The sequence below is a fragment of the Paenibacillus sp. FJAT-27812 genome (assembly GCF_001273905.1).
Classification (GTDB): domain Bacteria; phylum Bacillota; class Bacilli; order Paenibacillales; family Paenibacillaceae; genus Pristimantibacillus.
Genome location: NZ_LIGH01000001.1, coordinates 5,597,526 through 5,622,398 on the forward strand (window position 1 = coordinate 5,597,526; position 24,873 = coordinate 5,622,398).

Consider the following 24,873-nt stretch of genomic DNA (forward strand, 5'->3'; position numbering starts at 1 on the left):
AATTCTTCAAATTAATGTAGAAAGCAAACAACAATTGTTACCACGGAATCGAGAACCTCTGGAGCGTGCTTTTCCAATTCAACGTACCCGTTAATACGAGTGTAATGAAATAAATGAGCGAGGACCAGACAATTGAAACGATTACGCTCCATAACAGCGGTAAGCCTTGGACGGTTAGATAGTCAAAGGTCCAGTGCCCGCAAATCGCCATCAGCATCATACAGATCCCAACCTTGATATAAGGACGAATGCTCCAGTAAAATCCGATCGAGCCTGAGATCGAAAAGAAGTTTAACAGTGTTTGCATGACGATTCCGACGCCGATGCCGTACGCAATGCCGATAATGCCGAATTGGCTGCCGAACACGAAGATCGAGACAGCTTTGAAAACCGTTGCTGCCACGTAGTTCCACAGTGTCGCTTTCGCTCGGCCGAGACCGAGCAGGATCGCGTGCAGCGGTGCGTCGAAATAATGCAAAAAGAACACCGGCGCCAATATTTTGAGCAGCAATCCTGCTTCTGGCGCGTTGTATACAAGCGTCGTAAGTGGTGTTGCCCACTCGAATAAAATGACGGTCGCCGGCGCGCCGATCAGAAGTCCCAAGCTTAACGCCTGATTCATCCTCTCATGTATAAGAAGACTGTTCTTGTTCGCCGCTGCCTCTCCAATCGCAGGAATAAGAGCGGTGGACAAGGACTGCGTAATAAAGCTTGGCATGAACAGCAGCGGAAACACATAGCCGGCCAGCAGGCCGAATTGCTTCGTGGCTAACACTGTGCCGATGCCGGCCAGTGCCAGGCTGGATGTAATGAGTAGCGGTTGGAAGGTGCTGTATAACGAATGAATAACGCCGTGCCCGGTAGTCGGCAAACCGATCTGCAGCAGCTCTCCGAGTGTGCTTCTTCCTTGCTTCATGTGGCTTGCCCATGTCTCGCCCGGCATCTTTGATTCGCCGTACAGTTTGTAGCTTGCCACGAGAAATAAGAGGCTGATCGCTTCGCTGACGACAGATGCAGCCATGGCACCCGCAGCCGCATACGCGATGCCGTAAGGCAGCAATAGGTGTACCAATGCAAGGACACAGGCGATTTGCACCGTATGCTCGAGCACATCTGAGGTGGCGATGGTCTTCATCTGCTGCATGCCGCGGAAGTATCCTTTTAACACCGCAGAGACAGCGACAATCGGAGCGATCGGCGTAATCGCGAGCATCGCATAATAGGCGCGTTGATCGCTCAGCAGGATGGATGCGATCCATTCGGATCCTAGTAGTGAAATGAACGTAAGCGCTATGCTCAAAATGCCGGTGACGGCTAGCGACACATGCAGGATACGCCTCACTTTCAATCGTTCGCCTCGAGCGTTTGCCTCCGCGACCAGCTTTGAAATGGCCACTGGCAATCCAAGCTCCGTAATCGTAATGACGAGAGGGACGAGCGGATGCGCCATCATCAACAGGCCGATTCCCTCCGCGCCCAGTACACGCGCAATATACATACCGCTGATAAAGCCGAGAATGCGGTTGATGAAAGCTGCGACAGACAAGACTAGCGTTCCTCTCATGAACGTTTGCCCGTGTTGCACCATGGCTGTTTTCCTCCTGTTTATATAATACTTAAATATGTATTCAACATTCGGAAAAGCATGCGAACGAGCTGGTGTCAGATTCTTTTATAAACAAGCATGGTTAGGCAACGGCGCGGCTTTAGCGGTAGATTCACACGCCGTACTCCTCCGTAAGAAGTATTCCTTTGAAGCCTTTTCACTTCAATACATCCGCGCGGAGGGATTTGACTCTCACAAGCTCATCTTTCCATTTTGGGATGTCCGAAGCTTTGATTGAATGGCTGAAGATGATTATTCGACGTCCGAGTGATGGTTATTTTTGAGAGAGATCACGAATTTTACAGAAAAAGAGTTTTGGTTCGATAAGTACCTTGACAGTCACAGTAGTATATCGTATTATACAGTTGCGGGGTGATTAAATGAGCGAGAACAAAATTACATCTGACCTGCTGCGCGGACATACCGATACGATGATATTGCGACTCTTATCTGAAGCAGATCGCTATGGGTACGAAATTGTCAAGTTGATTGCAGAGCGCTCAGGCGGTGATTATGAATTAAAAGAAGCTACCATGTATTCCAGTGTTCGGCGACTTGAGGCGGACGGTGATATCGAGTGGTATTGGGGTGACGAATCGCAAGGCGGCCGGCGCAAATACTTTAGAATAACCGAAAAGGGCAGAGATAGTTACGCCCGAAACAAAAACAATTGGGAGTACGCAAAACGTGTGCTTGAAAATTTATTATAAGGAGAGTGCATTTTATGAATGAAAAATTGACCAACTATCTGAAAGGTGTGTTCGCACCGTACGAAGGGGTGAAAAGCGTCGAGGAATTAAAAACGGATCTGCTCTACGATCTGCAGGAGCGGTTCCGTGAACTCAAAGAAGAGGGAAAGGACGATGAGACAGCGTTCGAGATGACCATCGATAGCATTGGTGACATCGAGCAAACGGTACAAGAGGTTGCTAACCTCTCCCGCTCGCTGGAGCGGCAGGTGGTAACAAACTTTAGCGCAAGCAATCTAGCTAAGAGTGACTTTGCTGGTGTTATTGCGCATAAAGGAAAGTTTTCAGGGAGCGCCCTTAGACGATCCAACTTTTCGGGCGCAGACTTGACTGGAAGCACGTTTGCGAGCAGCGATGTACGAGAAGCTAATTTCGACTGCTCAAACCTCACCGACTGCAATATTTCTGCCAATGACCTTACGGATTCGAGCTTCCATAAGTCTATTCTTGTACGTACCAACATCAGCAAGTCGGGCCTAGACGGAGCAAAATTCATGGATGTAATGCTAACAGACGTCAAGTTAACCATGACCGACCTTAGAAAAACAATCTTTGATAGATGTGTCTTTAACGGAGTGGACTTCAAATATTCGGATCTGCGAGGGCAGCGATTTGACGGGCAGACCTTTATCGGGGTGAAGTTTGACAAGTCGGCGCTCAACGAAGTTTCGTTTAAAGGCGCGATACTCAAAAATGTTTCGTTCATTTCTGGCTTTACTTTGACTAAAAAATATTACCGTGCTATCAAAACCATCTGCTTTGATGGCGCGATGATGGATAAGTTGACCTATGCCGCCCTTAAAGGCATGGATGCCGATTTGTCAAAAGTTACAGTTATATAAAGATAGATCATTTTCCTAGATGAGTCGACCACCGGCCTTGGCCCCTAGGCTCGTAAATAGGGGACTCCAAATGACTCCGGATTCGTAAGGTGAGGAATAAAGATGCCATAGTAACTCCATATAATCCGATTAGTGCCCCAACGATACTGACTGCTGAACCCAACCGGCCTTGGCATTCTTATTCCAGCCTCGCGTAAGCCTTCAAATAAAAATTTCTTCAAAAATGCTTCAATGACCGCCGGAAAGGGAACCCCCTTCACGAGCAGATGTAATGCTGAGCAAAAAAATTTAGGTAACAGTTGTGGATGAAACGTCGTGATTGCAACATAAATAGAAGGCAAGGACAGTGAAATTATAACCAATAGCATTCATAACCAGCGGATGAGGGTAGCGCAACAATATCTGGATGTTCGGTGTTCTGGACTTGCGGGAATAACGTGAACGGGTGATCTTCTATGAACTCTTCAATAAAATTACTACCAAGCACGTTATCGATTTAAATTTGGTGGCTTGGCCGAGATTGAACAAAACTGAGGCGTTCCGTACGGATGGAGAAGGTGACGGACTAGCACGCCATTGAAATCTACCGATAGGATCGTCCTGTCTAATCGTTCAAGTTTTTCATAGAAATGAATGTTTTTATGCTTTCTTTGAGTGTTATGACCGGGCGTCCAAGTATCCGTTCCAGATCATTTGAGATCGATGAAGTATCGATCTTGCTTAAAAAACCGTAAATCCAATTTTGGATCTGCGGGTCTTGTTCCAAAGTGATGGTCTTACCTGAAAGATCAGATAAAGCGGCGGCCAAATCTCCAAAGGTCCATGGTCTGGATGTTGTGAACTCGTAAGTTTTGTTTCTATGGCCGGGTTCGGATAGGACGGCTGCGCAGGCGGCAGCGATATCAAGACGCGTCACCGAATTAAACTTCCAATCTCCAGGGAATATGCTAAGCTTACCCTTCTTAATAGCCGCATTTAAATCGAGAACTTCCACAAAATCAGTGTACAAAGCATTCCGTAAAAAAGTAAAGGGAATTCCCGCGGCACGAATCGCATGTTCTGTTGCCAGGTGCAAATGAACGGGCGAACTCGATCCATTCTCAGGAAATGCAAAACTGGTGTAAAGTATATGTTCCGCTTTCGATTTTTTCGCCGCTTCCATTACATGGGCATGTTGGCGTAAGCGTATGGTATCATCGTGATGCGAGCTTGAAATCAATACCAGCTGGGAGGCTCCTACGAATGCATGTTCAAGTGACTCGGGTTGGTCGTAATCGCAAAGACGGACTGAAATCCCTTGCTCCTCAAAGGGTTTTCCAGATTCGAGACGGCGAACGCAAGCAATGATTTGATTCGGCGGAACTTTTTGAAGGAGTTGTTTGATGATTAGATTGCCTAACTTGCCATTGGCCCCTGTAATAACAATCGACATTGAATAACATCCTTCCAGTAAGTGGTTTTAGTTAAGGACTTAACTAAATGAACAAATAGATGCGTTATGCCATTTTTAACTTATTTAATAAGAAAAGGAGTTGATTCAATTCCTGCTCTTCCAGCACTTGCATTTTTTCCGTAATTTCTTGCCGGTTTCCGGGTAAATGCTGCAACAAGAAACTTTGGCCTTCACTTGTAACAGAAACAACCCACTTTCTTCCATCTGTGGGGTGAGAGGCTCGATAAATGAATCCTTCATTTTCCAATGGGCTGAGCAACAGACTAATATTCGATTTTGTTACTCCGATTTTTTTTGCGAGCGTCGAGGGAGATATCGTGCCGCCTTCCTTCATTATTTCTACTAAAATTCGTATTCTTGCTCCATTTAGTCCTTTGGTTTTCCAGTATTTTTCCGAGACGTCGACTAGCTTGGCCGTTGTTCCTACCAGTGCGAAGAAAACAAGGTTATGCAGTGGTAAATCAAGTACGTAATCCTGAAGGTCCTTCATAGTGTCACCTCACAGATTCAATATAGTTAAGTGTTTAACTAAAATAAATTTACTAAAGCTTATGAAGATTGTCAAATTTATATGACGACATCATCGAGAACGTACGCACCGAAGCAGCCGCAACGTAAGTACCTATTTCTAGAACTTTCCGTGCCATGCGAAATAAACAAGCCTCAGTTTGCCCCAGCCGCCAATGCAATTAAAAAAATGAAAGAGAGGTACTGAAAATACAAATTAACTTAGAGCCGTCACAAGCTTTTCTAATGGCTGTACGTGAAGCAATGCGTAATTTCGTGGGACAGGTTTACCTAATGTGAGATGTTAGTAAAATGAAGCCCTCTCTGATGTAAAAGGAGCTGCCGCGGCAGCTCCTTTTACATCAGAGAGGGGGACAGATGAAGCTGATAGGCTTTAAGCTGACGCAAAAAGAAAATGTAAAATATCGTTCAAAATTACCCTTTAAGTCTATTCATTTTATTTATTAAAATAGAGATATATAGATTGAGAGGTGTCTCAAATGATTTCCCATCGCTTGCTTACTTACGATACCATTTTTGAATTAATACCGCACATTAACGCAGAACAGAATTTGCTTTTTTATAGTTATTTAACTCAACGCAAGGAGAAGGCTCAATATATTTGCCAATTTATTAATAGCAAGCTTACTGCTATATTAGCTTATCTTAGCGAACTTTCCTTTCCTGCCTTTTCTTTCTTCCGAGTTGAAGAGCTGGACATCTATTTTCCAGAACTAATTGCTTTTACAAGAGAAACGATCAAACTTGACGAAGATGCTGTTTGCGGCACGATACTCTGTCAACGGGACCTTGAACTTTTTCAATCCTTCGGTCTCATCAAAGGGCTACCTCAGCGTTTTTTAACTATGAAGCATCAGAATGAATCGAAACTCCTTGAATCTCAAATTGCAAAAAAAATAAGTGAAAATGAATATTCTAAGGTGATTGATTTTTTACATAGTGGTGAAATGAGGTTTTTTACGAGGAGTGAGTTAGAGAATTGTCCTTTTCTTGGAATTAAGGAAGGGGAAGATTTCATAGCTGTGGGCGGCTACCATTTTTATGACTCTCAGCTTGTAGAGCTTGGGAACATCATTACCAGGTTAGATTACAGAGGAAGAGGTATAGCTAAGCTCCTAACAAGTGAATTGACACGCCTCGGTAAAAAACGTTCACCAGATGTCTATCTTGGCGTATTGGCAAATAACTTGCCTGCTGTTCGCGTATATGAAGGCTTGGGGTATGAAACAACAATGGAACTTTCCATTGTCAATTTTACTTTATCTAGTAGACAAATTACTTGAAATTCTTATTGAGTTAACGGGGAACGATAGTTGAACATCGAAAGGGCTGCCATATGGTAGCCTTTATTGCATAATTGGTAGACGACGGATCAACAATTACGAAAAATGACGACTGACAAATTGGCTGTCGTTTAATTATGATCGAACAGCCTTTCACATATTCCATCTAGTCTCACATTGCTTACACTTTAGCGTAACCTTTTATCGCAGATTTCGTCTAAATTATTACATATTCAGGATTCATAAACGAGGTGAGCTAATAATAGAATGAAAAAACGAATTTTACTGTTTGTTGGTATTATTGTGTTCATGGCAATTATCGGATGTATTACATTGCATAATTTTGCTAAAAAACTAGGCGAAAGTTACCATCAAATGGGTTAATGGGAAAAGAGGACCTACAAATCCTGGCGTTAAGCTAAAGGGCAGCATTCCTATTATGAAGAAATACGAGGTTTGAGAAACAAAAAGACTCCTTGGTATGATGTATGTGGGTCCCAGATGCTGGCCAGCGACCGAATCCAAATACAAACCAAGGAGACTACAAAATGAATTCTACTCAAAATGATCGCATTAATCAAATCACTTCTTCTACCCTAATTGTCGGTGTAGACATAGCAAAGTTCAAACATGTGGCACGAGCGCAAGACTACCGCGGAGTCGAGTTCGGAAAGTCCAATACCTTTGAAAATAACCGAGAAGGCTTTGAACGATTTGTTAGTAGGTTCCGAAAGATTGCGACGGAGCAAGGGTTCAAGGACGTCATAGTCGGTATGGAACCCACTGGCCACTACTGGTTGAACCTCGCGTATAATCTGAAGGAACAACAAGTCTTATGCGGAGTAGTTAATCCGCTGCACGTGAAGAAAAGCAAAGAATTAGACGACAATTCGCCGACCAAGAATGACATCAAAGACGCCAGAGAGATCGCACAGATCGTCAAAGACGGAAGATACGCCGTACCTAATCTTCCATATGGCATCTATGCCTGAACTAAGGGAAGCAATGAAAATTCGCGATCATCTGTCGACTGACCTGCGCGTGGTGCAAGGCCGCGTCCATAATTGGTTAGATCGGTATTTTCCAGAGTTTCTCACGGTGTTTAAGGATTGGGAATGCAAGTCCGCACGCCAGATGCTCGGTCTTTGTTTGATGCCGTATGAGCTGGTTTCTCAGTCAGAGGAATCTCTGCTGAAGCATCTCAGAGAGGTGGCCAAGCGAGGACTCGGCATAGAACGTATGGCAAAGAATCGTGCATTTAAAGCCCTGCATCAATATTACACAAAGCGGCCAAACAACCCATTGAAAAAGATGCAGTCGCTCATTGCGCTTTGCGGTAAGTTGATACGAATTCTCTTTGGTGTCCTGAAGAAGGGACATCCGTTTCGTGAAGAAAAAATGTTGCGGGATATACCCCGGTTTACGGTCATGTCTTTAGCCGCTTAGGGTTCACGTATTTTCATAGAAGCCGAACGTAATAACACCGTTACAGACAAGTGAAGCACGAATGAGTCGGAACAACACTAACATACGGACGAAGATCCTGCCGGGCAGCAATATCCGACCTCCACCTCATGGACAGGTTGAATGAAGAAATTTGGGAGCGTAGACTCTGTGAGACATGGGATGGTTGACCGCCATGAGTCAAAGTGGAGATCCAAGAGTTCGTACATATATCTCCAGAATGTCCATTTTTTAAAACGAGTGGTCTGGGTGGATGTGTTTTTGCGCTTTTTTTGCCCCATATTTATCATCTTCTACAACCTTATCCCATCTAATAGTTGTCTTGTGCGAAAGGAAAATGTTCATAATCTAAGAAAACAAACGTATTTAAGAGAAAAATGATTCTCCATAGAGGGAGTTTAGTGCAACTTTAATTACATTTAAAGCGTCTTAATTTCAGACTCTCCATTTATAGGAAATGGGGATTTTCTCAAATCGAACTAAGTTAGGTTTAAAAATGGAAAGTGAGTACTGGGTCATTAATGAATATAATTGATAAACAATTTACGATATTAAGAGTAGTTTTTTTAATCACTTTTCTAGTTTATTTACTTTTATTATTAAAAGTCATATGGTTTAAAGTTGCATCTCCATTTACCATGATGGATTATCTCGTTAATTTTAATTTGAAGGATTTCAAACGCACCCTAACTTTAAGTAGTAACTTTGTGCCTTTTAAAACGATATCAAGTTATGTTTTTCATACGTCAAACCATAATATTGTTATCAGGAATGTTTTAGGTAATATTTTCCTTTTTATTCCCTTTGGATTTCTGTTGCCAGTGATTGCAGGGAGGAATCTAAACTTTGTTCAAGTTATTATTTTTTCTTTCTTATTTAGCTTATTTCTTGAACTCATTCAATTGTTTTCTCGAATAGGCAGCTTTGATGTTGATGATATATTGTTAAACACTCTCGGGGCAATACTAGGTTTTTTTATACTGGATGTCATCACCAAAGTAATAAGTCATAAAGCAAGAAACTGAACTAACTTGTCCAGTCACAGTAAGGTTAACGGGCAGATAACGCAATGGACCGCAGTCGAAATAAAGGACAGAATTGCTCGATTAACGACACTCATGGCCATCATGCGGGAGACCTAGTATTGCATCATCTGGCCCGCTTATCGTCCGAGTCAGCCGGCAATTCCGATTTTGTCGTGGTTGACAGGAGATGAATTCGTCGTACCGGCTTGTTATCGCGTCCAGTCGAGCGCCTCATCATGACCCTTGAGGATACGCTGTCCGCAAACCCGCTTCAACTCCTTGGGCTCTATAAGAGAGCGGATGAACGCATGTATCGGATGAAGAAAGATGCTACACCGAATACGAAAAAAGAGGTCGACCATTTCGTTGGTCGGCCTCTAATTATTCTATTGCGCGGTCAGGATTTGTGGACCTTCAGCGGTGATGGCGATCGTATGCTCGTATTGGGCTGCGAGCTTGCGGTCCAGCGTCCGGGCGGTCCAGCCGTCCGGATCGATTGTCATGTAGTAGGTGCCTTCGGTGATCATAGGCTCGATCGTGAACACCATGCCTTCCTTGATGCGGAGGCCATTGCCGGGCTTGCCGATATGTATATAGTTCGGTGCCTCGTGCAGGTCCCGACCGATGCCATGGGCGAGAAGGTCGCGCACGACGCCGAAGCCATTCGATTCGGCATGCCGCTGGATCGCGCTCGTCACGTCGCCGAGCCGATTGCCGGGCTGCGCCTGCGCGATGCCGAGGTCAAGGCATTCCTTTGTGATACGCATCAGCTTCTCGGCCGTCGGCGAGATCTTCCCGACCGCATAGCTCCAGGCTGAATCGCCGAGCCAACCGTCGAGCTCCGCGACCGTGTCGATCGTCACGATATCGCCTTCCTCAAGTGGCTTGTCTGTAGGAAAGCCATGTGCGATCACGTCGTTGACGGAGGCACAGGTCGCATATTGATAGCCCTTGTAGCCCTTCGTGTATGGCTTGGCGCCGTGCTTCAAAATAATGTCCTCGAATATGCGCTCAATCTCGTTCGTCGTGATGCCCGGCTTGATGAGCGGGGCGATCGTGCGATGGCATTCGGCCACCACTTGGCATGCCTTTCGGATGGCTTCGATTTCATGCCTACTTTTTAAAATGACCATGTTTGTATCAGGACTCCTTCGTAATAGCTTGCATCGCGAGCTGGGCGATTCGATCTACGTCCAACTCGGAAGTGCTCGCATAGTAGTGTTGCCCGCAACAGCCGACCAGTACGGCAAGCATATAGTCGACGCTGTCGTCTTCGCGTTGGGCGATCGATTGAAGCGGAACGTACAGCCGTTCCATGAATCGTCTCTTGACGGGGGACCGATCCTTCTCAGGCAAGCCTGCATAATGTTCCGCCGCCATTTTGTAGACGAGATATGCGCGGGCATCCGACTGCCACAGCCGGAGCAGCACCTTGCAATACGTCAATAGCTGCCTGTTATCCGGGGTACCGCGGCTGATGTTCGCCCATTCTGCCAGGACTTGCTCGCATCGCTCGAAGCCGCTGCCCAGCACATCTTCTATTAGTAAATGCCGGTTGGGGTAATAATGGTAAACCGTGCCGTAACCGAGCTCGGCCTCGCGGGCGACGTCGCGAATATCGAAGCTGCCGCCCGTGCGGAAGTAGGCGCGCGCTGCGCAGATCAGGATCTGTTCTCTGCGCTGTATGCGTATAAGCTCATTTTGTTCTTTGGTACGGGGGCACATGGGCGCGTGAACCTCCTTTTATAGACCTGCAAATTTGTCAATATAAAGAGTGTAACGCATGGGACGGAGAAATGCAATGTGTTGCCGCTACATCCGTTTTACCCGCTCGCTAATCCAGTCTTTAGATCGGCCTCGTCTCGTTGAAAGCAATTCTTTCATTTTGGCGTGAAGGGTTTCTTCGTCCGTTTGCAGAACCGGATATGAAGTTGGATATTCACTTAGAAAACGAAGGAAAATGCTCGAGCACATACTCCTTATTTGTGTAGATTCACCGGCAGCCCCTACGAATTCTGCTTGTCGCTCCATAGCATCGGTTATTATAAGGGATCTGGTGTCCCGACCGCCTCAATCATGGTCATGACAAGTAGGGGTGAACACTATAGCACTCGGGATCAAGTTCCACGGGCAGTTACGTTCGACCAGGCTACCTTTATCCTCTGTGTAAATGAAAAAAGGATCAACCAGAAAGAACTGGTTGATCACATAATACGAACGGGCAGTTTACCGAGGTGGATAAGAAAAGGGGGCCGGAAGATCAGTCTCAGGAATGGTTACCACTTCATGGTTACGTGCTAGGTAAGCATCTTACAAAAATGTAAGGTAGATGTAAGGTAAATCGATAGCTTAGGCCAGTCTGGCAGGATAATATTGGAACAAACAAAAACAGAAATTTTTAAAAGGAGAATCGAGATGAGACTGTTTGAACTGTTGCTTTTTTTGTCAAACATCGGCTTGTTTGCATTAACGGTCCTATTAAAAAAAGGACGGCGTAGAATTCCAGTATTCGTTGCAAGCTGGATCGCCACACTTTTACTGGTCATTCATTGGACGGTGGAAGGATACAGAGTACAGCTGTTTTTCCCATATTTCATAACAGTCATTTTTTTAGCCATTTCAGGTTATAGCTATTTTAAAAAAAACGGCCCCAAAAAAATCCCGCGATTCATTTGGGGTTCAGCTAATACCGCTTTAGCGATAATGTTGGTCGTAACAGCGGGTCTCATATATGCTTTTCCTGTATATAAACTACCTGAACCGACAGGCGAATTTAAGGTAGGAACGCAAACTTTTCATTTCGTGGATACAAAGAGGGAAGAGATTTTCGACGAGGCCAGAGATGGTAAGAGAGAACTGATGGTTCAGGTGTGGTATCCGGCACAAGGTGGCACCGGCAAGTATGTCCCCTTTATTCCCGATACCCAGATTTTACGCTATATGGCCGCGAACTATGGCCTTCCGGGGTTTACTTTTCAACACCTGAAATACGTGTCCAGTCATGCTTATTTGGGGGCCGAAGTTTCTTCGGCACAGACTTCATACCCGCTGATACTAGCGAATCCCGGGTTCGGCTCTTCCAGGTTCCTCCATACGTCGCAAGCCGAAAATCTCGCGAGTCACGGATATATCGTGGCAGTGATCGACCACACCTACAATACATTTGCAACCGAGTTTCCGGACGGTCGAATCACGACCAGCACAACCAACGACTTATTCTCGCCCGACCATGATTACCGGACGGAAAGCGGAAATCGCGACAAGTTGGGAAAAGTTTTAACCGCCGATGTGGCGTTTACGCTGGATCAATTCGAGCTCATCCAATCGGGGCAGACTCCAAGTCATCTAAAAGGGAGGATTGATCTCGGCCATGTCGGGGTGTTCGGTCATTCTATCGGCGGAGCGACGGCCTATGACGCTTCTTACGATCCGCGGATCGCGGTTGGAATAGACTTAGATGGAGGGCTCTATCGACTGCGTGAGAGAGAGGGTCTGCGTAAGCCGTTTTTGTTCATGAACTCGGAAAGCGAATTCGAAAGATTAAAAATGGTGAAGGATAACCGTGTGTACACGGATGCAGAGCTTAACCGTATGGGCAACACAAGAGAGTGGATGAATCAAGTAACGGAAGACAAAAAGGTAGAGCTTGAACGGATGCGCGAAACGGTTGCCGCAGGGGGACAATTCCTCTATATCGAAAATACGGAGCATTTGAATTTTACCGACGTACAGTTCATTTCTCCGATTTTCAAAATGCTGGGTGTTACAGGAAAGATTGCGCCCCATAGAGAGAACTCCGTTATCAATGCCTATATGCTGGATTTCTTCGATTTGTATCTAAAAAATCAAGGCGGAATCTTAATGAAAGGACCGGATAGCCGCTTTCCGGAGGTGAAGTTCGTAACCTCGCTATTATAAATTATGGAACAGGCTACCGATTTTGATATGCTATCGCTACAACTAGCTCTATCTATCTAAGACCAAAAGTTTTGCGATACCTATCCCATAACGCGACAAGTAATCGGAAGCATAGATGACCATTGCAAATAAAGCTTGAGCGCCTCTGGATTTTTTGAATCCGGAAGCTGCTGAGTCTAAAATGGATAAGCGAATTCCTAAGTTTTTAATGGAGGAAGATGTAACCCATCTGAAAATCTCATGTCAGACATTCAGGGAGATAGCGCTGCTTGGGTTATAATAATATTTGGAGTTTAGAAAAGGGGTATCTAAGTAATTTTATTGCGTAAAACGATCTTATTACGGTAATTACGTAATGAATTTCGTAGAATAAAAGTTAATATGACATATCCGAAAACCAATACTATACTGTGACTTATTTTTGTTATCATGAACTGTGACAAGATGTTAATCGCTTGGAAGGAATTAGTAATTCTTGATAGAATAAATATGAAGATGATCAGGTAATAAATTTGTACACAAAAGGAGATAAAACTATGGCAAAAAACAAATTACTAAGAATGGACAATGTTGGCATCGTTGTAGAATCGCTTGATGACGCAATCTCTTTCTTCGAGGAGATTGGCTTGAAGCTCGAAGGGCGAGCTACTGTCGAAGGTGAATGGGCTGGTCGCGTAACCGGGCTGGGTTCACAGTGTGTAGAGATTGCTATGATGGTTACCCCAGATGGCCACAGCCGACTTGAACTTTCGCGATTTCTCACCCCACCTACTATATCAGATCACCGAACTGCTCCTGTAAATGCCCTCGGTTATCTACGCGTCATGTTCACCGTTGAAGACATTGACGAAATGGTATCCAGACTCACTAAGTATGGTGCTCAGCTCGTTGGCGAAGTGGTTCAGTACGAGGACTCGTATCGGCTCTGCTACATTCGTGGAAATGAAGGACTTCTAATCGGTTTGGCGGAACAACTCGGTAATAAATAAGTGACGTTTAAAAGAAGACTTAACTGAAATATACATTACTAGAGTAGGGTGCATCAAATAAACACCGCATTCACGCTCCGGGTCTGGGCGACCCTCGGTCCCGGAAACAAGGGACGTGGAAGTACTTGCCGGGACACATCCGCACCGACTAACCGCATCGCGGCCGGCAGCAAGTTGCCTTAACTCGGTGGGACTTTGTGATGCATGAACTTTAACGGAAATCAATGCTAAACCTCAAAGGGATTCAACTAAAGAGACACGATAGCTTAACAATCTCCAGAACGAGGCTGCCGGCATAAAACGGCAGCCTCGTTGAGCTGTGATACGCTCAATAACTCTTTCCTAATCTTTCCACCTCATCATCATGTAAAGCTGCTCGACGCTTTAGGAGTTCATAGGTTTCGCTCCATTCGTCAGGGTATCTTGTCCATTGAATTCGCTTATTCAGCTCTCCAAGGGCATGCTCTACTCTATTTCTAAATTGTTTCCATACCATCTTAGCTTTGTAATAGTCACCGTTATGAGTAGCATTCACTACGTCATAACAGAGTTTGTCTTTTTTGGAAATCTCCATACTGATTTCATCAACTTTAAAAAGAATTTCTTTTTTGAGTTTGGCGTCATTCTCCATTGTTGCGATCATTTCGGACATTATAGAAATTATATTGTGATTATTTTGAGTTGAGTGATTAATACTTTCAGCGAGTTGGATAGTCATAGATTTTTCCCTCCTAGTAGCGGGATAGTTTTATAAAGAGCTGTTGCCATTCTGTTTATATATAATACTGTTCGTTAGAAGGACCTTTTTTTAGTCACTATGCAAGCGATAAAGAAGTAACTCATTTCTGGATTTCGTTGTGTTATTCAATTAACGGGAGTCGATAACTGAAATTGCACATGAGGCCACATGATATATATATCTACTTAAAAGAGAAGTTTCCTGAATAAGACGATTCTAGGGGACTTTATGGAAGGTTCTTAAACGATGAGTTAATAGTCTTAATTGGCGTAATACATGGGTCAATAGGCGAAGTCGAACTAAAACATATCGCTATTAAGCCAGATTATCGCGGTAAAGGTATTGGGAGAAGGAAGATACATGAAAATGTGCATGCCAAAAACATAGTAAAAATGAAAGCTGAAACTGATAAAGATGCTGTTGGGTAGTCATTGGTATAATTAGGGGTATTGAGCAAACAGCCAAAGGGGTGTTATTAATTGGAATTTGGACTTTCCCATAAAAAGTTTAACGCCAAAAGACGAGGGTCTCTTGTTAGTACAATTACCGGAGTATTAGAACATCTTTCGTCATTGTATGCGAATATTGGAGAGGACAGGGAGAAAAATGGCATTTGGTCTTTACGAGAAAACACTCCAACATGCCCTACATGTAACGGCACAGGTACTGTCCTTGGTGATATTGATTCAAGTCGCATGGTCGCAACTGAACTCTCGCTTAAAAAAGGAGCTGTCCTTTTATGGGCGGGTACTAACTGCGGACCTGTTGTAAAGATTAGAGAACTTGCTAAAATGATCGGGATTGATTTTGAAAGGCCGCTTGTTGAGCAAGATAAGCAATTTACCGATATTTTACTTTATGGATATGATAAGGAGCCTGTAACATACGTTTACAAGAAAAGGGAACATAAAAACGATTATCGTGGGTGCGTTTACGATTTGAAATATATGCGTGATGCAGGAACAACTAGTAAAGGAAACCTATGGGCGATAAAATTATTCTCCCGACATGAAATGTGTCCAAATTGTACCGCAAGCTTGTTGGAACAGGAACGCTTGGTTAAGGGAATTCCCTTTCAGATGTGTTGAGAATGCCGATCTCAGAATCACTATTAGTTGTCCAGAAATTACGTAATTGTCTCGACAAGCAAGTATTAGATAATTATTGCGAATTGATTAATAATCTGGAATTGCGTCTATCATATCTAAATAAAATTGGTCTAAAGTCTCTTTCGGCTTTCGATGTTAGAGTCTTGGTGAATGATACACATTGATGAGCAGGCACTACGGTTGCCTGCTCATTTCATTAAACTAACGGGCACGATAGCGTAAGTTAATGTATGATCGAATAGTAGGAAATGTTGCTCCGCATATTGTTGTAAAAGTTTCTTAAGGGTTAGGAGTAGATCGTATGCGAAGGGAATGCAAGTTGATTTTGGTTGAAGGATTGTGTGGCACGGGCAAATCGACGTTAGCGGAACGATTGCATCGCTACCTCGTACAGCAAGGCATCTCATCCAGTTATTATGACGAAGGTGCCAAGGGGCATCCGGCGAGCTTGAATTGGCACGCGTTCTTCCGAGAAGAGGAATATAGGGAACTTCTGGAGCGCTATCCGAACACAGCAAACGAAATTCGCTCACGTGCTATAAAGGATGGTGGCAGTTACCTGCTTCCTTATCGTGAGGTCAAGGCATTCAGCGAGTTGAATGCGCTCCATGCCGAGTTAAAGTCTCGCGAACTATGCTGGACGGATTCGCCCATAGCCACGTTCTCGGAGTTTACATATTTGATCCAACGGCAATGGGCACGTTTCGCTGAGCTTGCTAGCACTTCAGAGAAGATATATGTACTCGAAGCGGTGTTCTTTCAGCATCAGATTCATGATTTACTAGGCCATTATCAAGCTGAAGATCGCCAAATCGAGCAGCACATTCATGGAATCGCCGATCAGATTGCTGACATGCATCCAGTATTGATTTATTTAACTCACCCAAGTGTACGGGAGCAGCAGGTTTGGATTTCCTCTATCCGTTCAAAACCCCGTTTCGCCACGGAAAAAAATATTAGCTTTATGGAAAACCGCAAGCGGATTGAATTGGGCTTGCTTGATGCGCTTGCGTTCCCAACCTATACTATTGAAAATGTAAATCTAGATTGGGAAGATGTCTTTAGTAAAATGGTAGGGGCTATTGGTCAGTTGGATAATCTAATGAAATTTGTTGAAATAAGGTTGTCTGAATGAAACGCAAATCTTATAGATAAGGGTGATTCATGTGAAGCAAGGACTCATTGTGTTTTTGAACGGAACGTCAAGTTCTGGAAAGACCTCGATATCGACTGAGCTGATAAATCAGAAAGAGATTCCTTTTTATCATTTATCAATTGATGATTTTTTTAATAATTACAATGATTTTGTTAATCAGAAATTTCCAGATGAACCTCCAAGAGGAATAGATCATCAAGTTGTCTCACAAATAGTTGATGATTCCATATTATCAGTGTACCATTCGACAATTAAATTGTTATCAGAACTAGGTTTTAATGTAATAGTAGATACCATAATCGCAAAAGACAAGTATTTTAATGATTTTTATGATTTACTTGTTGATCATCCTATATTGTTTGTAGGCGTACGATGCTCGAAAGAAGAACTCACAAGAAGAGAGCAGAGTAGGGGAGATCGATTAATTGGACTAGCACATTCCCAGTTCGACAGAGTATATTCCTATAATGAATATGATCTTGAAGTACATACGGAAAAGTTGAGTCCAACCGAATGTGCCGATAAAATATTAAGTTTTATTAAGTCCGATCAGGGTTACTCTGCATTTAAGAAATTAAGTAAAAGAGAGATTAGTGTTCCATAGTTGGCAAATCCATCAGATAACAACATTTTCAAGCATTGGGGCTATTGCCCCCCTCGGTCTGCCCACAAAATTTCGGAATTAAGCTAACAGGTAACGATAGTGCAATAACGTCAAGGCTGCCGCAGGGCAGCCTTTTCTCAACTAACGGGCAGAATGCGAAATCAAAACGGTGTAGTTTTGCCGCCTATAAGGCGGCGTTTTTATTTTTAGGCGGTTAAATCGGTGCCTTCACCTTCGTTGTAAAGCAAAGTAGGGGATTACATTATGGTGCAGATCTCAGAAGAAACCTTTAATTTGCACTATCCAAGGCCCACTTACTTAATATCTTATAAGAAATTCTTGAAATTTCAGAAATTTATCCGATAGGGGGGTGCTATTATACAAATATAAATAAAGACGAGGTGATGATATGCAAGCTAAATTGGCAGCGGACGCCATTCCCCTCCCCAAAAAGCGGAAGTCATGGATAAGAACGATACAAAAGTATAAAGTGATGTATGCTCTCTTATTCCCGGCATTAGTTTACTTTGCCGTATTCAAATACATTCCTATGGCGGGAATCATTATCGCTTTTAAAAACTATAACCTAGCTTTGGGACTATGGGATAGCCCATGGGTGGGATTTAGAAATTTCACGGATTTTATGAACGGCGTTTATTTCTGGGACATCATGAGAAATACGATTATCATATCGCTGTATAAGCTATTGTTCGGTTTTTCCGCTCCCATCGTACTTGCTTTGCTGCTCAATGAAGTTTATACCCAATGGTTTAAGAAAATCGTACAAACGATCACTTATTTGCCCCATTTTCTGTCATGGGTCATTGTTTACGGGCTGATGGTGGCATTATTAGCCCCAGGGGATGGTCTTTTTAACATGATTCTGAAGGAAATTGGTGTTGAACCCATCTCCTTTCTAACGGAACCTGCCTGGGGCAGACTGCTGATCATCTTATCTGAAATATGGAAGGATATTGGATGGGGAGCGATATTGTACCTAGCAGCATTAGCAGGAATCGATCCAAGCTTATATGAAGCCGCTCGGATTGATGGCGCTTCCAAGTGGAGACAGGTATGGCATGTAACATTTCCCGGCATTCGAGGAGTCATTATTCTGATGCTGATCCTTAAATTAAGCCATATTCTGGATGCAGGCTTTGACCAAATATTCATGTTTGCCAACAGCTTTAACCAGGAGAAGATCGACATTATCGACACATGGGTATACCGTGAAGGGTTGGAGCGTCTTAAGATTGGCTTGGCTACTGCTGTGGGATTGTTTAAAGCTGTCATCGGATTTGTTTTAGTTTTGGCTGCGAATAAACTCGCGAAAAAATTCGATGGGCAAATTTGGTGAGGTGGTTTTCAAAATGATCAATTTGACAATCGGGGAAAAAGTCTGGCAAGCAGTCGTTTATTTTATTCTTATTTTTCTATCCCTACTTTGCTTACTACCCTTTCTATATGTGGTTGCTGTTTCAGTGACGCCAGAATCGGAAGTGTTAAGAAGAGGAATTGTTATTATTCCAGAATCCTTTACCTTTCTAGCCTATAAAGAAGTATTCATTTCTCATGGTATCGGGCAGGCGTATAAAATCACATTGTTTCGAACGATTGTAGGCACTGTGCTTAATGTGTTTTTTACGGTAATAGCGGCTTATCCGTTATCCAAAAAATATTTGCCGGGGCGAAGCTCATTTTTACTTTTCATTGTCTTCACCATGATGTTTGGGGGAGGATTAATTCCGACTTATTTACTCATCCGCTCTCTGGGATTGCTAGACAGTCCGTGGGTATTGATTATCCCACATCTCATTAGTGCATTTAATCTGGTGATCATTAAAGGCTTTTTCGAGCAATTGCCAGCTGAAATCGAGGAATCAGCAAGGGTTGACGGTGCAAGTGAGCTTCAGTCGTTATGGCGGATCGTTTTACCGCTGTCCATGCCCGTCCTTTCCACCATTTCCTTATTTTACGCAGTCGGCCATTGGAACAGTTATTTCGATGCTATTGTTTATATCAATGATTCCAACTTCATGCCGCTTCAAGTTATCTTGCGCAACATCCTGCTTAACGTCGCAACACAGAGCGCTGATTCGCTCGCCAATTCCGGAGCTGTTAGTACGTTCGCTGTGCAAATGGCTGCAGTTGTCGTGACTACGGTTCCGATTTTGATCGTATACCCATTTATGCAAAAGCATTTTACCAAAGGTGTGCTCTTGGGATCAGTTAAAGGTTAAAGGCGTTCCAAACTAAGTTATTACGGGGAAACCGTGATAATATATAAGCAAAAGGAGAGGTCAACATGCAGCGTAAAAAGATTTCATTTGCTATTTTGACGGCAATAGTAGGTGTGGGAACGGTATTGTCAGGTTGTGGGGAACAAGGAGAAGCTATTCCGACAGCTTCGAGTAATTCGCAAGGAGAGCCTAGCCAGTTTGCTGCCAAAATGAAAATCTCGATGTTTAACCAAGGCACTTTCAACGCTGCTGCTCCGCTTCCTCCCCGTGAAGAAGATATTCAACGCCAAATGTTGGAAAAAGAAATGAATATCGACTTGGAAATGATGATTCCTCAATCAGGGCAAGCAACGACTAAATTAAATACGCTCATTGCTGGCGGAGATATTCCAGATTTGATCTTTTTGAAGAGCCGGGCTGATCTCGCGCAATATTATGACCAAGGCGTCCTTGCGGATTTGACACCGTATCTGGATCAATTTCCTGAATTGCAGAAGCGTTTCAGCAACGACTCCTGGGAGGCGATGTCCTATCAAGGAAAAACCATTGGAGTGCCGGGCTATGATAATGTAAACGGTATCAGCCGAAGCTTCTTCATCCGAAATGATTGGCTGAAAAAGCTGAATATGGAAGTGCCAACAACACCTGACGAGCTGTTTGAAGTTATGAAAGCCTTTACAGAGAAAGACCCGGACGGTAATGGCAAAAACGATACGTACGGATTCATAGGCGGTATGAATAAAGAAGGCAGTCTGCAAACCTACGGCTTCGATAGCTTGATGTGGATGTTTGGCGTCAATCCTCCCTCGGCCATTGAAGTGAAAGATAATAAACCGATATTCCTATTTATCGATCCCAAAATGAAAGAGGCGCTTGCTTACATTAATAAAATGATGGAGGCAAAAGTGGTAGACCCAGACTGGGTGACGATGAATTCGCCTGAGTTGTTGGATCAAAAGTTATTTAAGGGTAAAGTTGGCTTCATGATAAGAGATGCCCGTAGGCTGGAACCTGATTATCAGCAGAAAATGAAAGAAATCAGTGGAGAGGTGCCGGAATGGATCGTCATTCCTCCAATGATTGGTCCTTACGGTGATCAAATTGTAGAGAGAAAATCGTTCCAAGGCAATTCATGGGCCATATCCAAGAAAGCGGATAAGGACAAAATCATTCGGATCTTGTCCATGCTGAATTATCTCTTTACGGACAAAGAAGCATATCCGAATTTTGCATACGGAATTAAAGGGATTCATTGGGATCTAGTGGACGGCAAGATCAAAAATAAAACCTCCGAATTATCGAAGGAAATGAAAGAAAAGTATCTATGGGTCGATCATTATAGAATGCCGCGACGTGGTGATGATGCTGAGTACTTCAGCTTCCAGAATCCTAAGACGGCAGAAGCATTCATGAATAATCAGAAATACGTGGGGCCAACGCTGCCCGGAAATTTATTGACTGCAGACCCTAGCGATAACTTGGCAGCTGACCGCTCACGTTTCATTAATGAAAGCTTAGTTAAATTTATGACGGGCAAAGACCCTCTTTCCAACTGGGACAATTTCCTCCAAACGTTGGATAATAAGTTTGACATGCAGAAATATAAGGAAACAGCAATCAAGCAGTTTAAAGAAGCCGGCATAATCAAGTAAAATAAACGAAGAGAGTGGCTATTAGTAGCCCCTCTCTTTATTGTCTTATGCTATTCTTAGTTTAATACGGAATTAAAAGGAAGATGCTCGATGCGAAGAAGAATCAGCTTGCCTTTAAAATTATTTTTTATCGTGTTTGCATTTGTATTAAGCTGCATCATTTTGATAAGCCAATTGTCTTATCGCTATGTCCAAAAGGAAATAAGAACCACTGACATTTATTATACCAATCAAATACTTGACAAGGTAGATCAATATTTCACAGTTAATTTTTCCTCCTTCCAGACGATCCTGTTCTCGGTCGAAACATCGGTGAAAGCCAACATTGACAATACGGAAGTGATTAAAAAGCAATTAAGAGAGCTGTATGAACTCAACAGCAATTACGTCAGTAATATTTATTTGATCAAAAGCGATTTATCCATTCTAGGCGGCAGCACGCCTACCCGAATATTCGATGAACCTTTATCTGAAAGAGAACCTTTGTTTGATGCGGCTGACAAGAACCGAAGGACTACATTTGTCAGTGATCCTTACAAATCCAAGTATTCCGGCTGGACAGTTACGATGGTTCGATATCTGAACGGCGCGCCGTATCCAATGGCCATTGCGGTAGATTTGGATCTAAACGCCATTGAAGAAACCTTGTTCAAGATAAATAAAAAAGAACAAATGAATTTGGCTCTGATCACCGCATCGGGTAAAATCATTGCCGGATTTTCTGAAAATAAAGGACCACTGAATATTCAAGATCATACTTTTTCAATCGGGGAAACGTCAGCGGAGCAAATTCTGAATACTACAGAAACAAGCCTTCAACTGCATACCAAGGATGGCATTCCTGTCTCCCTTCTGAAAAAACCGACCGAGAAATTCAACTGGACGATCATCTCGATCAACGATGAGTCACGCTTGAAAGCTGCTTTGTCCAGATTGGAAACCTATTATATCGAGCTTCTAGCCGCAGGACTTCTCTTAAGTTTGTTCATTTCTTTTTTTATTGCCAAATATATTAGAAATCCGCTCTATGCGCTCAAAACAAAAATGAAGCGTGTGGAGCAAGGCTTCCTCACAACTACAATAACGATTAACCGGAACGATGAGTTTGGAGATCTTTCCCGAGCCTTCGATCGTATGCTGCAGCAAATTGTGGAACTGATTCGGCGAGCGGAGCTTCATAATGAACTTGAGAGGAAGCTGGAAATCCAAGTGCTGCAGTCTCAAATAAATCCTCATTTTCTGTATAACACGCTTGGTTCTATCAGCAATGTTATACGCCTCGGACAAATAGAGAAAGTAGACGTAGTGATCGGGTCTCTCATTTCATTATTGGAATACGGGATAGATGACGCTTCGGAGAAGGTTTCGCTACATCAGGAATTGCGAAATGTATCGGACTATATCGAGATCCAGAACATCCGCTATAACAGGAACTTCCAATTGATTGAAAATATCGAAGCAGGATTAATAGATTTTCCCGTCTTTCGAATGCTGCTGCAGCCCCTTGTGGAGAATAGTATCTTCCATGGTTATAACGGAGGGGGGATCGAAGGCCCGATTACTATTCACGCGTACAGGGAGGGCGGCATCGTCATCATAGAAGTAGTTGATCAAGGCGAGGGAATTCCAGCTGATAAAATAAAGCATATCTTATTTTCAGAACCGAGTAATGTGGAAGTGAAAAGGAAAAGAATCGGATTAAATAATATTCATGGCCGTATAAGACTTCACTACGGAGAACAGTTCGGGCTCCAAATCATAAGCATACCTAAGGAAATAACCCGTGTTCGCGCATTTTTCCCAGCAGGCTTGTTAAAAGGAGATGCATGATGGTGAGAGACTACACCTGCTTCATTGTTGACGATGAAGATCTAATCATTCAGAGATTGGAATTGTTTTTTAACGAGCTCTCCCATAGGGATAAGCGATTTCGTTTAGTTGGAAAAGCGAATAATGGGCTGAAGGGGATAGAGGAGATCGTAACGCTTAAGCCGGATATCGTGATATCCGATATCGTTATGCCGCGAATGGATGGAATTTCCATGATTGAGCAGCTAAAGCCAGAGCTTCCCCATACCCAATACATTCTTTTGACCGCCTATTCATCCTTTGAATATGCCCAGAGAGCCATTCAAGCCAACGTATTGGAGTACATCGTTAAGGTTCCGCTCAGGGAAGCGGATTTGGATCGAGCTTTAGATAAGGCAGCGGGGATATTAAATGAGGTTAAGAAAAAAGAAGAGGAATTTCAATCATTAAACGTATCCGTGCTTGAAAATAAATATAGAGTCCGCAAGCAATTTTTTAACGAGCTGATCAGAGGCGAAATTCCTTCTCATCGGGCATCGGATTTTGCCAATCGCATGCAGTTCCATTTCTTTCAAGCCAACTATTGCTGCTTCATTGTTGAAATGAATCAATATGAAAGCTTCCGGAACGAATACTCAGCGGCTGACCAAAACATCTTGAAATATGCGATTACGAATATCATCGAGGAAACGGTGATGAATGGCGGCAGAGGTGTAGCTGCGGATCTATCCGATAATCGTTTTATTGGCTTTCTTTCCTGGGAAAATAATCGCAGTGACATGGAAACGGAATATGCTTGCCAGACATTGGGGGGGCAGATCGTCTCCCATTTGCATCAATATTTGAATCAAAGGGTATCCGTCGCTTTTGGAGGTCCGCACCGAGGCTGGGAATCCATCAAACAAGCGTATACGGAAGCTAAAAATGTGAGCGAGGATTTCTATTATCATACAGAGAAAGTTGTAAAAACACCTGTCCATCGGTTCCATTACCATAATGACAGAAAAGAGGACTTTCAGCTGAAACTAGCTGATTTTCTTGCTTGGGTGAAAAGAAAGGTTTCCAAGGAAGAGCTGGAGAAAGAGCTTGCAGATTTGAACCAATTTGTTACGGACCATAAAATCCATAAGTCCATCATGGCACCCATGCTTCGAGACTTGTACAGAGACATTACTGTGAAGTTTAAATCGGGGAACAAGCTGACCTCGGAAGTATCAGAGTTTCCCATAGAATTTATGGCTTTTCGGGAGCAGCTTGCCTATATTGGCGACTTTACATTCGAATATGTACACGCTGGCCAACTTTTATATCGTGCAGAAATCATGGGTGCTATGCGGTTTATAGAGAAAAACCTGAAACAGCGATTAACGTTGGAGGCTATTGCCGAGGAAGTGAATTTAGCTCCATCGTATTTTAGCAGCTTATTCAAAAAAACGATGAACGAAGGCGTTATCAGCTACATTAACCGTAAAAAAATTCAATTAGCTCTCGAGCTGTTAAATGTTCGGGATTATTCTTTATTGGAATTGTGCGAGGAAGTAGGAATTGTGAATGAAGGTTATTTTTGCAAATTATTTAAAGAACATACGGGTGATACACCTAAGCAATATCGGATAAAAATGACACGGTATGAATCCAAATAAGGTTGCAAAAAATGTATGATTTTTTCGCGAAATCATGTAAAAAAAAAGGGATCAAAAGGATTAC

General features: G+C 43.2%; 20 protein-coding genes and 3 pseudogenes. 16 read left to right on the forward strand and 7 right to left on the reverse strand.

Going from position 1 to position 24,873, the window contains the following annotated elements; genetic code table 11:
- Nucleotides 1–37: 37 nt before the first annotated feature.
- Nucleotides 38–1,588, reverse strand: a complete 1,551-nt coding sequence (gene spoVB, locus ADU23_RS23755; protein WP_053376009.1) for a stage V sporulation protein B — start codon at nucleotides 1,586–1,588, stop codon at nucleotides 38–40.
- Nucleotides 1,589–1,986: 398 nt separating this feature from the next.
- Here spoVB and ADU23_RS23760 point away from each other — a divergent pair, with 398 nt between their 5' ends.
- Together ADU23_RS23760 and ADU23_RS23765 are read left to right on the forward strand one after the other, a co-directional pair.
- A complete protein-coding gene (locus ADU23_RS23760) occupies nucleotides 1,987–2,316 on the forward strand; it encodes a PadR family transcriptional regulator (protein WP_053376010.1) in 330 nt (109 codons plus the stop codon).
- Nucleotides 2,317–2,330: 14 nt separating this feature from the next.
- Nucleotides 2,331–3,197, forward strand: a complete 867-nt coding sequence (locus ADU23_RS23765; RefSeq protein ID WP_053376011.1) for a pentapeptide repeat-containing protein — start codon at nucleotides 2,331–2,333, stop codon at nucleotides 3,195–3,197.
- 127 nt (nucleotides 3,198–3,324) lie between these two features.
- Here the strand turns inward: ADU23_RS23765 and ADU23_RS32335 are convergent.
- The 3 genes and pseudogenes from ADU23_RS32335 to ADU23_RS23775 all read right to left on the reverse strand — a co-directional run.
- Nucleotides 3,325–3,693 (reverse strand): annotated as a pseudogene (locus tag ADU23_RS32335) (spore germination protein); the annotation flags it as partial.
- Between the two features lie 108 nt (nucleotides 3,694–3,801).
- A complete protein-coding gene (locus ADU23_RS23770) occupies nucleotides 3,802–4,629 on the reverse strand; it encodes an SDR family oxidoreductase (protein WP_053376012.1) in 828 nt (275 codons plus the stop codon).
- 64 nt (nucleotides 4,630–4,693) lie between these two features.
- Entirely contained in the window at nucleotides 4,694–5,140 is a 447-nt protein-coding gene (locus ADU23_RS23775) for a MarR family winged helix-turn-helix transcriptional regulator (RefSeq protein ID WP_053376013.1), read from the reverse strand.
- Between the two features lie 517 nt (nucleotides 5,141–5,657).
- Between ADU23_RS23775 and ADU23_RS23780 the strand changes: the two genes are divergently transcribed.
- The 3 genes and pseudogenes from ADU23_RS23780 to ADU23_RS34325 all read left to right on the forward strand — a co-directional run bounded on the left by ADU23_RS23780 (nucleotide 5,658) and on the right by ADU23_RS34325 (nucleotide 8,950).
- Nucleotides 5,658–6,461: a GNAT family N-acetyltransferase gene (locus ADU23_RS23780; RefSeq protein WP_053376014.1), complete on the forward strand. Its 804-nt coding sequence runs from the start codon at nucleotides 5,658–5,660 to the stop codon at nucleotides 6,459–6,461.
- 548 nt (nucleotides 6,462–7,009) lie between these two features.
- Nucleotides 7,010–7,907: pseudogene (locus ADU23_RS23785) on the forward strand (IS110 family transposase).
- Nucleotides 7,908–8,446: 539 nt separating this feature from the next.
- Nucleotides 8,447–8,950, forward strand: a complete 504-nt coding sequence (locus ADU23_RS34325; RefSeq protein WP_053376015.1) for a VanZ family protein — start codon at nucleotides 8,447–8,449, stop codon at nucleotides 8,948–8,950.
- Nucleotides 8,951–9,336: 386 nt separating this feature from the next.
- Here ADU23_RS34325 and map read toward each other — a convergent pair whose 3' ends face one another.
- Together map and ADU23_RS23800 are read right to left on the reverse strand one after the other, a co-directional pair.
- Entirely contained in the window at nucleotides 9,337–10,083 is a 747-nt protein-coding gene (map, locus tag ADU23_RS23795) for a type I methionyl aminopeptidase (RefSeq protein ID WP_053376016.1), read from the reverse strand.
- 7 nt (nucleotides 10,084–10,090) lie between these two features.
- Nucleotides 10,091–10,675, reverse strand: a complete 585-nt coding sequence (locus ADU23_RS23800; protein ID WP_053376017.1) for a TetR/AcrR family transcriptional regulator — start codon at nucleotides 10,673–10,675, stop codon at nucleotides 10,091–10,093.
- A 690-nt stretch (nucleotides 10,676–11,365) separates the two neighbouring features.
- On the opposite strand from ADU23_RS23800, the gene ADU23_RS23805 reads away from it, so the two are divergent.
- Together ADU23_RS23805 and ADU23_RS23810 are read left to right on the forward strand one after the other, a co-directional pair.
- On the forward strand, nucleotides 11,366–12,868 hold the full coding sequence (locus ADU23_RS23805) for an alpha/beta hydrolase family protein (protein ID WP_053376018.1): 1,503 nt from the start codon (nucleotides 11,366–11,368) through the stop codon (nucleotides 12,866–12,868).
- Between the two features lie 536 nt (nucleotides 12,869–13,404).
- Complete coding sequence (locus tag ADU23_RS23810) at nucleotides 13,405–13,857, forward strand: VOC family protein (protein WP_047679368.1); 453 nt, start codon at nucleotides 13,405–13,407, stop codon at nucleotides 13,855–13,857.
- A 328-nt stretch (nucleotides 13,858–14,185) separates the two neighbouring features.
- Here ADU23_RS23810 and ADU23_RS23815 read toward each other — a convergent pair whose 3' ends face one another.
- Entirely contained in the window at nucleotides 14,186–14,575 is a 390-nt protein-coding gene (locus ADU23_RS23815; RefSeq protein WP_053376019.1) for a hypothetical protein, read from the reverse strand.
- 254 nt (nucleotides 14,576–14,829) lie between these two features.
- On the opposite strand from ADU23_RS23815, the pseudogene ADU23_RS34330 reads away from it, so the two are divergent.
- The 9 genes and pseudogenes from ADU23_RS34330 to ADU23_RS23855 form a co-directional block, all read left to right on the forward strand.
- A pseudogene (locus ADU23_RS34330) lies at nucleotides 14,830–15,024 on the forward strand (GNAT family N-acetyltransferase); the annotation flags it as partial.
- Nucleotides 15,025–15,075: 51 nt separating this feature from the next.
- Nucleotides 15,076–15,684, forward strand: coding sequence for a hypothetical protein (locus tag ADU23_RS23820; protein ID WP_053376020.1), 609 nt, complete (start codon nucleotides 15,076–15,078; stop codon nucleotides 15,682–15,684).
- Between the two features lie 340 nt (nucleotides 15,685–16,024).
- The gene (locus ADU23_RS23825; protein WP_157265929.1) at nucleotides 16,025–16,840 is read left to right on the forward strand and encodes a hypothetical protein; all 816 of its coding nucleotides are present in this window, start codon (nucleotides 16,025–16,027) and stop codon (nucleotides 16,838–16,840) included.
- Nucleotides 16,841–16,871: 31 nt separating this feature from the next.
- Nucleotides 16,872–17,465, forward strand: a complete 594-nt coding sequence (locus tag ADU23_RS23830; protein WP_053376022.1) for a chloramphenicol phosphotransferase CPT family protein — start codon at nucleotides 16,872–16,874, stop codon at nucleotides 17,463–17,465.
- Nucleotides 17,466–17,874: 409 nt separating this feature from the next.
- Complete coding sequence (locus tag ADU23_RS23835) at nucleotides 17,875–18,822, forward strand: ABC transporter permease (RefSeq protein WP_053376023.1); 948 nt, start codon at nucleotides 17,875–17,877, stop codon at nucleotides 18,820–18,822.
- A gap of 13 nt (nucleotides 18,823–18,835) precedes the next feature.
- On the forward strand, nucleotides 18,836–19,705 hold the full coding sequence (locus ADU23_RS23840; RefSeq protein ID WP_053376024.1) for a carbohydrate ABC transporter permease: 870 nt from the start codon (nucleotides 18,836–18,838) through the stop codon (nucleotides 19,703–19,705).
- Nucleotides 19,706–19,770: 65 nt separating this feature from the next.
- Entirely contained in the window at nucleotides 19,771–21,357 is a 1,587-nt protein-coding gene (locus ADU23_RS23845) for an extracellular solute-binding protein (RefSeq protein ID WP_053376025.1), read from the forward strand.
- A gap of 90 nt (nucleotides 21,358–21,447) precedes the next feature.
- Nucleotides 21,448–23,187, forward strand: a complete 1,740-nt coding sequence (locus tag ADU23_RS23850) for a sensor histidine kinase (protein ID WP_053376026.1) — start codon at nucleotides 21,448–21,450, stop codon at nucleotides 23,185–23,187.
- A complete protein-coding gene (locus ADU23_RS23855) occupies nucleotides 23,187–24,809 on the forward strand; it encodes a response regulator (RefSeq protein ID WP_053376027.1) in 1,623 nt (540 codons plus the stop codon). The genes ADU23_RS23850 and ADU23_RS23855 overlap by 1 nt, the downstream gene beginning before the upstream one ends.
- The last annotated feature ends 64 nt before the right edge of the window (nucleotides 24,810–24,873 follow it).

Excerpts from the sequence above, each read along its gene's own strand:
- spoVB (WP_053376009.1), bottom strand. The coding sequence starts at position 1,588 with ATGGTGCAACACGGGCAAACGTTCATGAGAGGAACGCTAGTCTTGTCT.
- ADU23_RS23760 (WP_053376010.1), top strand. The coding sequence starts at position 1,987 with ATGAGCGAGAACAAAATTACATCTGACCTGCTGCGCGGACATACCGAT.
- ADU23_RS23765 (WP_053376011.1), top strand. The coding sequence starts at position 2,331 with ATGAATGAAAAATTGACCAACTATCTGAAAGGTGTGTTCGCACCGTAC.
- ADU23_RS23770 (WP_053376012.1), bottom strand. The coding sequence starts at position 4,629 with ATGTCGATTGTTATTACAGGGGCCAATGGCAAGTTAGGCAATCTAATC.
- ADU23_RS23775 (WP_053376013.1), bottom strand. The coding sequence starts at position 5,140 with ATGAAGGACCTTCAGGATTACGTACTTGATTTACCACTGCATAACCTT.
- ADU23_RS23780 (WP_053376014.1), top strand. The coding sequence starts at position 5,658 with ATGATTTCCCATCGCTTGCTTACTTACGATACCATTTTTGAATTAATA.
- ADU23_RS34325 (WP_053376015.1), top strand. The coding sequence starts at position 8,447 with ATGAATATAATTGATAAACAATTTACGATATTAAGAGTAGTTTTTTTA.
- map (WP_053376016.1), bottom strand. The coding sequence starts at position 10,083 with ATGGTCATTTTAAAAAGTAGGCATGAAATCGAAGCCATCCGAAAGGCA.
- ADU23_RS23800 (WP_053376017.1), bottom strand. The coding sequence starts at position 10,675 with ATGTGCCCCCGTACCAAAGAACAAAATGAGCTTATACGCATACAGCGC.
- ADU23_RS23805 (WP_053376018.1), top strand. The coding sequence starts at position 11,366 with ATGAGACTGTTTGAACTGTTGCTTTTTTTGTCAAACATCGGCTTGTTT.
- ADU23_RS23810 (WP_047679368.1), top strand. The coding sequence starts at position 13,405 with ATGGCAAAAAACAAATTACTAAGAATGGACAATGTTGGCATCGTTGTA.
- ADU23_RS23815 (WP_053376019.1), bottom strand. The coding sequence starts at position 14,575 with ATGACTATCCAACTCGCTGAAAGTATTAATCACTCAACTCAAAATAAT.
- ADU23_RS23835 (WP_053376023.1), top strand. The coding sequence starts at position 17,875 with ATGCAAGCTAAATTGGCAGCGGACGCCATTCCCCTCCCCAAAAAGCGG.
- ADU23_RS23840 (WP_053376024.1), top strand. The coding sequence starts at position 18,836 with ATGATCAATTTGACAATCGGGGAAAAAGTCTGGCAAGCAGTCGTTTAT.
- ADU23_RS23845 (WP_053376025.1), top strand. The coding sequence starts at position 19,771 with ATGCAGCGTAAAAAGATTTCATTTGCTATTTTGACGGCAATAGTAGGT.
- ADU23_RS23850 (WP_053376026.1), top strand. The coding sequence starts at position 21,448 with ATGCGAAGAAGAATCAGCTTGCCTTTAAAATTATTTTTTATCGTGTTT.
- ADU23_RS23855 (WP_053376027.1), top strand. The coding sequence starts at position 23,187 with ATGGTGAGAGACTACACCTGCTTCATTGTTGACGATGAAGATCTAATC.